This window comes from Actinomyces sp. ICM58, from assembly GCF_000283035.1.
Taxonomy (GTDB): Bacteria; Actinomycetota; Actinomycetes; order Actinomycetales; family Actinomycetaceae; genus Pauljensenia.
In genome coordinates, this window is record NZ_ALIY01000225.1 from 1 (window position 1) to 7,248 (window position 7,248).

The window sequence follows — 7,248 nt, forward strand, 5'->3', positions numbered from 1 at the left end:
CGAACAGGGACGAGGCGCGGGGGCGGGCAGGGACGAGGCGCGGGGGCGGGCAGGGACGAGGCGCGGGGGCGAACAGGGACGAGGCGCGGGCGCGGGCAATACCTGGCCCGGGTGGGCCTGAGACACCGCGATAACTCAGCCGCCGAGATACCTCAGATGCCGCCGATGCGGATCATCGCGTAGACGGGCAGGGCGGCGACGAGGAACTTCGCGGCGCCTCGGCCCAGAACGTTGGCGAGCTGCGCGGAGGAGGCGCGCTCGCCCAGGAGCGCGTCAACGACCGACACGGCGAAGCCGACGCCGAAGCCGGTGACGCCGCCCAGGGTCAGGAATGCGGCGAAGTCGCCGAAACGCTTGGCGATGAAGGGGAAGACGACGGGCAGCAGGTCCGATGTCTCCCCGAGGAACCAGGCGATCGACGCGGCGACCAGGCCCGCGACGATGCCCGCGAGCATCGCGATGACGACGCCGGCTTTCGCGCTGCGCCCGGCGCGTGCGGCCGCCGCGCCGACGATGGCGATCAGGGCGGCCATGGGGACGATGACGGACCAGCGCTCGTGGACGGTGAGGGAGACCCACATGGAGGCCGACGTGATGATGAGGAGCGCGGTCACGGACGAGGCGAGTGCGGCGCTGAGCGCAGTGGAGCCCCAGTGTTCGCTCGTATGCCCCACCGAGTGGTCGCGCGGCGTGGGCGCGTCGAGGATGGTGGCGGCCACCAGCGCGACCAGCGTGATGCCGGTCAGCGGGACAGCGATGTCGAGGTTCTTCCAGTAGGCGACGGCCATGGGGGTCAGGGCCCCGCCGAGGGCGAGGACAGCCTGCGCGAGCCACGGCATGTGCAGCCGCGCCAGGGTCGGCCACCCGAGGGCAAGGAGGAAGGAAGCGAGCGCCACGATGGGGCCGACGCTCCAGCGTGAGCCGGGCAGCCACCACGCGACGATCGTGAGGACCGCCAGCAGGGTGACGGTGAGGGTGCCGATGCTGTTGGGCACACGCCGGGTGGCCAGGGTGTCGCGGCGGCGCCCGCGGTTGGTTCGGGGGCGCATGGGCGGGGTCGATGTCATCACGCTTCCATGGTCCCACATGTGGGCACTCGACGAGGCCGGGGCCACCCAGGCGGGTCGGCTCCGCCACGGGGGATGGGAGGGTTCGCGGGGAAGGCGGCCACGGCCTCGTCGTTGGTGGTCGACGCGGTGGCGACTGTGGCGCACTCCCCTGTGTGGGTTGATCCACGCCCCCACGGCGAGCGTGCGCGAGGGGCTTAGTCGTAGGGTTGAGGGGCACGCCGGACCGGTATGCCCCGGGCTCCACACTCTGCCGCTACGAGCGGCCTTCGCGCCGACAGGCGCATTCGGTTCGGCGTGCTTCGTCGTACATGCGCGCCGACGGCGGCGCGTCAAACGGGTGGGGGCCGGCGCCGCAACGCGGCACCGGCCCCCACTGTCGTTTAAAAACCGTCACATGAGCGGATAGCGCACGATCGTGGCCTCGCGGCCCGGGCCCACGCCGATCGATTGGATGCGGCAGCGCGACAGCTCCTCCAGGCGCGTGATGTAGTCCTGGGCGGCCTGGGGCAGCTCCTCGAAGGAACGGCACTGCGAGATGTCCTCGCTCCAGCCGGGCAGCTCCTCGTACACGGGCACGGCGGCCTCGAAGCCGGCCTGGTCGAGGGGCATTTCCTCGGTGCGCACTCCGTCGACCTCGTAGGCGACACACACGGGGATCGTGTCGTAGCCGGAGAGCACGTCGAGCTTCGTCAGGCAGATGTCGGTCAGGCCGTTGATGCGCGTCGCGTATCGCATGACGACAGCGTCGAACCAGCCGGTGCGGCGCGGGCGACCGGTGGTCACGCCGAATTCGCCACCCTTGGCGCGCAGGGCCTCGCCGACCTCATCGTCCAGTTCCGTGGGGAACGGGCCCTCGCCGACGCGCGTCGTGTACGCCTTGGCGACGCCGACGACGCGGTCGATGCGGGTCGGGCCCACGCCGGAGCCGGTGAGCGCGCCGCCCGCGGTCGGGTTGGAGGAGGTCACGAAGGGGTAGGTGCCGTGGTCGATGTCGAGCATCGTGGCCTGGCCACCCTCGAAGAGGACGGTCTCACCGCGGTCCAGCGCGTCGTTGACAACGAGGGACACGTCGCACAGCATCGGCTTGACGCGCTCCGCGAAGGACAGGAGGTGGTCGGCTACCTCGGCGGGGTCGAGCACCTGCAGGTCCACGGCCTCGAAAATGGTGTTCTTGGGGGCCAGGGCGGCCTCGACCTTGGCGCGCAGCTCCTCGGGGTGGAAGAGGTCCTGGATGCGCAGGCCGATACGGTTCATCTTGTCGGCGTAGGTGGGGCCGATGCCTCGACCCGTCGTACCGATCAGGTTGTTGCCGCGCGCACGCTCGTTCGCCTGATCCATGAGGCGGTTGTACGGGGGGATGATGTGCGCGTTGGAGGAGATGCGCAGGCGCGAGCAGTCGACGCCGCGCGAGGTGATGTCCTCGAGCTCCTCGAAGAGCACGTCCAGGTCGACGACGACGCCGTTGCCGATGATGGGGGTGACGCCTTCGGAGAGAATTCCGGCGGGCAGGAGGTGCAGCGCGTACTTTTCGCCGTCGATCACGACGGTGTGTCCGGCGTTGTTGCCTCCGTTGAACTTCACGACGAGGTCGGTGTGCTGGCCGAGCTGGTCAGTGGCCTTGCCTTTGCCTTCGTCGCCCCACTGGGCGCCGAGCACGATGACGGCGGGCATGAGTATCTCCGTTAAGTTGGGTGAGTCGCGCGGGTGCGCGCAACAGACCCATCGTACCGGAGGAACGACGAGGCCGGGGTACCCTGGCTGGTCGCGTCAGTTTCCGGTGGCGGCCAGGGCGACGCCGACGCCCCACGCGGTGGCGCTCGTGAGGGCGGCGATCAGCTCGATGGCGATCGTCCATCCGAAGGCCTTGAGGGCCTGAACCGTTGCTTTCCAGGCCCTCGCGGTGTCGCGGCTGCGCAGGTATTCGACGAGGAAGATCGCGGCGATCATGCCGAGGACGAGGCCGAGAGGCAGTCCGACGAACCAGCCGACGACGCCGCCGACGGCGCCCCACACGAGCGTGGATTGGGGGATTCCCGCCTTGTTCATGCCGCGGGCGGGGATCACGTATTTCAGGATCGTTCCGAGGATCAGGACGAGCGCCACGATGGCGAAGATGATCCACGCGGAGCGCGTGCCCGTCATCCACGACCACACGAGGATCGCGCCGCCGACGACGGGCGCGGACGGCCAAATCTGCACGACCGCGCCGATCACTCCGATGAGGATGACGATGCCAACGATGACGGTTCCGAGGACACTCATGGGGCGATCATAGCGGCCCGAGCTGTGAGCGGGCGCCTCGCACTGCTAGCCTGGCCTCGTTACCCCGACCCCCAGGAATGCCGATGGATATCACTCCCCCGCACCTGCCGCTGGATTCCCTCCTGAAGAGGCGCCCCATGACGGTGTACACCGTGTCATGCCCGCCGGCGGAGGCCGTCGCGCGCTGCGCGGCGTTTTGGCGCACCATCGGCATCAAGCGCGAGTCGACCACAATGTCCGAGCGTTTCGCGGGCATCGGCTGGTCGGGCACCGAGGTCACGGTCATGCCCGGGCAGGCCACGGCCTCGCGCAGACACCTCGACGACACGTTCCTGGAACTTGGCGAGATCGCCCCGGGCCTCGTGTTGGGAGGCCTCGCCGTCTACCTGACGTCGAAGGCGGTGCGCGCCCAGCTGCGCCACCTCAACAAGACGCGCATCATTATCGCGGCTCACCCCTCGCCCGACGCCGCACAGGCATCCACTGAGCTGTGGTGTTTCCCCTGGGATACGGCGATTCAGCGCGCCCGCCCCGGCAAAGACCCCTTCGCCCGCGTCTTCGAGTACCTGCACACGTCCCTGCACCAGCAGGGCGTCCTCCTGGCTCCCCCGCGCCTCGTCGATGGTGAGGAACTGCCCGAGGACCACCCCCTCGCCCCCGACAACCTCAACCGGATGCGGGGCAGCTTCCTCGATCCCGTCACCAAGTTCCTCCCGTCGAAGGAGCGATCATGACCCCAGGTTTCTCACTGCGCCGGATGGTCTTCCGTCGCAGGTACCTGCATGCTCTCATCGCAACCGATCCGCATGAGGCGGCCGCTCGCTGTATCAACTACTGGGCATCGAAGTGGAGAAGCGCCCCGGTGGAAACGCCGGGGATGCGCGATCAGCTCGCCCTGAACGGGTGGGTTGGCACCGAGATCGCCGACGGCCTCGATACGATGCGCGAACTATTTTCCACCGTGGTTGACCCGATTGTGCGCAGCGACCTGTTCCCCCAGTCTGCCTCGCAGCGTGCCTCTCAGCCTGCCGCAACCGCTCGCTATCAGACGTCACGAATCCTCATCGCAGCGCGGCCCTGGTCGGCCGAAGGGCGTCCCGCGAGCGAGGTGTGGTGCTTCGACACTCGAGTGAGTCAACGCAACACCCCCACCACCAAGGAAGACATCGGCCACTACCTCCAGGACCTCGCCGTCACGTTGCAGCTCGATGAGCTACTGCTTGCACAGCCCGAGCTCCTCTTTGAGGGCGATCTACCAACAGACCACCTCTTCGCGGGACGGAACGTGATCGCAATGCGCCAGGCCGCCACAAAGGAGTCTCGCCGGGGGCGCTAACGCGCAACCCACGGCGAGACAACAGATGGTTCGGAAGGCTCAGTCCTGCGCGCGCAGGGAGGCCACCTCGTACAGGGCGATGCCCGTCGCGACGGCCGCGTTGAGGGACTCAACGGTCGACGCGATCGGGATCGACACGATCTGATCGCAGGTCTCGCGCACGAGGCGGGACAGGCCCGCACCCTCGGCGCCGGTCACGACCACGAGGGGGCCGTCCGCCAGCGACAGGCCACGCAGGGGCGCGTCTCCGCCGCCGTCCAGGCCGACCACGAAGTAGCCGGCCGCCTTGGCCTCTTCGAGGGCGCGCACGAGGTTCGTCGCGCGAGCCACGGGCACGCGGGCAGCCGCGCCGGCCGACACCTTCCACGCGGTCGTGTTGACGCCCGCGCTGCGGCGCTCGGGGATGATGACGCCATCCGCGCCAAACGCGCCCGCGCTACGCAGGACCGCGCCCAGGTTATGGGGGTCCGTCACCTGGTCGAGGGCGACGAGGAGCGGGTGGCCCAGCTGCTGGAGCGCCCCGGCGATCAGGTCCGAGGCGTCTGCGTACTCGTAGCCGCGCACCTCGATGGCGACGCCCTGGTGGACGGCGCCGTCAGTCGCGACGTCCAGGTCACGGCGGGTGACCTCGTACACGGGTGCACCCATCGCACTGGCGAGGCGCACGACCTCCTCCACGCGGTCATCCTTCACGTTGTCGAGGATGAAGACGCGCTCGATCGGCACCGAGGCGCGGGCGGCCTCTGCGACGGGGTTACGGCCGGCGATCAGCTCGTGGCCCGGCTTGACGCGGATCGAGGACTTGGCGCGGGCGCGCGCGATCGCGGCCTCCTGGGCCTCGCGGGCCTCGCGCTTCACCTTGCGCTTGTAGGCCGGATGGTAGGTGCGGTCCTCGGCCTTGGGGGTCGGGCCCTTGCCTTCGAGGCGGCGGCGCGAGTGGCCGCCGGTGCCGACCTGCGCGCCCTTCTTCGTGCCCTTCTTACGGATGGCGCCGGGGCGCCCGCTGTGTGAGGCCATGGTGTCTCCTCGTTTTCTCGTGAACTGACACCAGCCTACGGGCTTTGGGCCGCATCGGGGCCGCAGGGGCGCGCGCGGGGGCCAAAATCACGATCGGGCAGACAGGTTCCACGCTATACCGTATTCTACTCGACTCTCCTTGCCCCTCTCCCCAAAAGTCGCATGCAATTTGGGTACCCTACCTTTTCTTAGGCATCGAGAAACCCGCAGAATTTCAACGATCTGATTTCAAACCTTGAAATACAGGCAAGGGAATTGCATGCGACATTTCTGGGGAACCCTGCGATCACGGCGGCTGGCAGCACGACACCTCTCTCACACTCGCCTCAGCCTCGCAGAGGCCGCCGACCGGGCGTCGTCTCACTCCCGCGCGAGCATCGACGCGATCTTCTCGACCGTCGAGCCGGAGCGGATCGTCACCTGGCGGTAGAAGTCCTCGCGCAGCAGACGCTTGTGGTAGGCGGTCTTGAGGAATTCCTTCTCGTGGAACTTGCCCCAGAACACGGCGTGCTCACCGAAGTAAACGGCCTCGTCCCCCAGATCCATGGCCTCGATCCGCTCACGCACGTGGGCGCGATCCATGCCTCGCGTAAAAAAGAGCGCGTCGCGGCGGGCGACCTCGCCGTGCCACCAGTCGGGCAGGTGGTGTAGCTCCTCGAGATAGTCCCGCGCCGTCAGGAGCGCCACTCGGATCGGGAAGTCGTAGCGGCACGCCAGAAGGTCCTCGACCCTCTGGGCCACGTCCTCGCGCGGGGCCTCGGCCTCGGCCTCGAAGAGGAGGTTGCCGCTGTTGATGTAGGTGCGCACGTTCGTGTAGCCCACGCCGGCGACCTGCTCGCGCAGCTCGCTCATGACGACCTTGTTTGTGCCGCCGACGTTGATGCCGCGCAGCAGCGCCACGTACTCCATGCTGATCCTCCTGCCTTTCGCCTTACCACCTCCCCACCTCGCGTTTCTTCTGCGGGAAGGCTTCACCCTAACTCCAGAGTAACGCCCAGACAAAACCTGCTCACCCCAAAAGTCGCATGCAATTCGGGTACCCTCACTTTTCATAGGGATCGAGAAAACCGCAGAATATCAACGATCCGATTTCAAACCTTGAAATACGCGGAAGGGAATTGCATGCGACATTTCTGGGGAACCACGCCGGCGAGGCGGCTGAGCGGCACGACAACACCGCACGCCACTACGCCAACAAGCAGCGTGCGGCAACACACCAGCATGGCGGGCACTACACCCGTTACGGGGCACGACACCCGTTATGGGCCGCTGCACCCGTTATGGGCCGCTGCACCCGTTACGGGCCGCTGCACCCGAACAGAAGGGGTGTAATGCCTACGGATCGGGTGCAGCGCACACAATCACAAGAACAAACGCGGAATCTGCGAGACGATCGCCGACACGCACGAGGCCCCGGGAGCTCGCTACGTTTGAATAGGTTTTGCGCCGGTGGGAATGCGACACGCATGAGGCCCCGGGAGCTCGCGCTCCCGGGGCCTCAGCACACACCGATCAGCCAACACTCCACGTCGCGCCGTCGCGACCGTCCGCGACGGTGACGCC

7 protein-coding genes are annotated in these 7,248 nt (G+C 67.8%); 2 read left to right on the forward strand and 5 right to left on the reverse strand.

The window, feature by feature from the left end; genetic code table 11:
• Positions 1–152 precede the first annotated feature (152 nt).
• From HMPREF1138_RS09990 to HMPREF1138_RS10000, 3 genes are all read right to left on the reverse strand, one after another.
• Positions 153–1,067 (reverse strand): hypothetical protein, encoded by a 915-nt coding sequence (locus tag HMPREF1138_RS09990; RefSeq protein ID WP_009059449.1) that lies wholly within the window; start codon positions 1,065–1,067, stop codon positions 153–155.
• A 393-nt stretch (positions 1,068–1,460) separates the two neighbouring features.
• Positions 1,461–2,741, reverse strand: a complete 1,281-nt coding sequence (locus HMPREF1138_RS09995) for an adenylosuccinate synthase (RefSeq protein WP_009059456.1) — start codon at positions 2,739–2,741, stop codon at positions 1,461–1,463.
• Between the two features lie 96 nt (positions 2,742–2,837).
• On the reverse strand, positions 2,838–3,332 hold the full coding sequence (locus HMPREF1138_RS10000; RefSeq protein WP_009059455.1) for a DUF456 domain-containing protein: 495 nt from the start codon (positions 3,330–3,332) through the stop codon (positions 2,838–2,840).
• 83 nt (positions 3,333–3,415) lie between these two features.
• Here HMPREF1138_RS10000 and HMPREF1138_RS10005 point away from each other — a divergent pair, with 83 nt between their 5' ends.
• Entirely contained in the window at positions 3,416–4,066 is a 651-nt protein-coding gene (locus HMPREF1138_RS10005) for a hypothetical protein (RefSeq protein WP_009059450.1), read from the forward strand.
• Positions 4,063–4,668 carry a hypothetical protein gene (locus HMPREF1138_RS10010; protein WP_039937919.1) on the forward strand — a complete coding sequence of 202 codons (606 nt, stop codon included), beginning with the start codon at positions 4,063–4,065 and terminating at the stop codon, positions 4,666–4,668. Before HMPREF1138_RS10005 ends, HMPREF1138_RS10010 begins: the two co-directional genes overlap by 4 nt.
• 39 nt (positions 4,669–4,707) lie before the next feature.
• Here the strand turns inward: HMPREF1138_RS10010 and rlmB are convergent, their stop codons facing one another.
• A complete protein-coding gene (rlmB, locus tag HMPREF1138_RS10015) occupies positions 4,708–5,685 on the reverse strand; it encodes a 23S rRNA (guanosine(2251)-2'-O)-methyltransferase RlmB (RefSeq protein ID WP_009059457.1) in 978 nt (325 codons plus the stop codon).
• Positions 5,686–6,045: 360 nt separating this feature from the next.
• Entirely contained in the window at positions 6,046–6,594 is a 549-nt protein-coding gene (locus HMPREF1138_RS10020; RefSeq protein WP_009059448.1) for a DUF1697 domain-containing protein, read from the reverse strand.
• Between the last annotated feature and the right edge of the window lie 654 nt (positions 6,595–7,248).

Bases quoted from the DNA above. Each gene is read 5' to 3' on its own strand.
- HMPREF1138_RS09990 (WP_009059449.1), bottom strand. From the start codon at position 1,067: ATGACATCGACCCCGCCCATGCGCCCCCGAACCAACCGCGGGCGCCGC.
- HMPREF1138_RS09995 (WP_009059456.1), bottom strand. From the start codon at position 2,741: ATGCCCGCCGTCATCGTGCTCGGCGCCCAGTGGGGCGACGAAGGCAAA.
- HMPREF1138_RS10000 (WP_009059455.1), bottom strand. From the start codon at position 3,332: ATGAGTGTCCTCGGAACCGTCATCGTTGGCATCGTCATCCTCATCGGA.
- HMPREF1138_RS10005 (WP_009059450.1), top strand. From the start codon at position 3,416: ATGGATATCACTCCCCCGCACCTGCCGCTGGATTCCCTCCTGAAGAGG.
- HMPREF1138_RS10010 (WP_039937919.1), top strand. From the start codon at position 4,063: ATGACCCCAGGTTTCTCACTGCGCCGGATGGTCTTCCGTCGCAGGTAC.
- rlmB (WP_009059457.1), bottom strand. From the start codon at position 5,685: ATGGCCTCACACAGCGGGCGCCCCGGCGCCATCCGTAAGAAGGGCACG.
- HMPREF1138_RS10020 (WP_009059448.1), bottom strand. From the start codon at position 6,594: ATGGAGTACGTGGCGCTGCTGCGCGGCATCAACGTCGGCGGCACAAAC.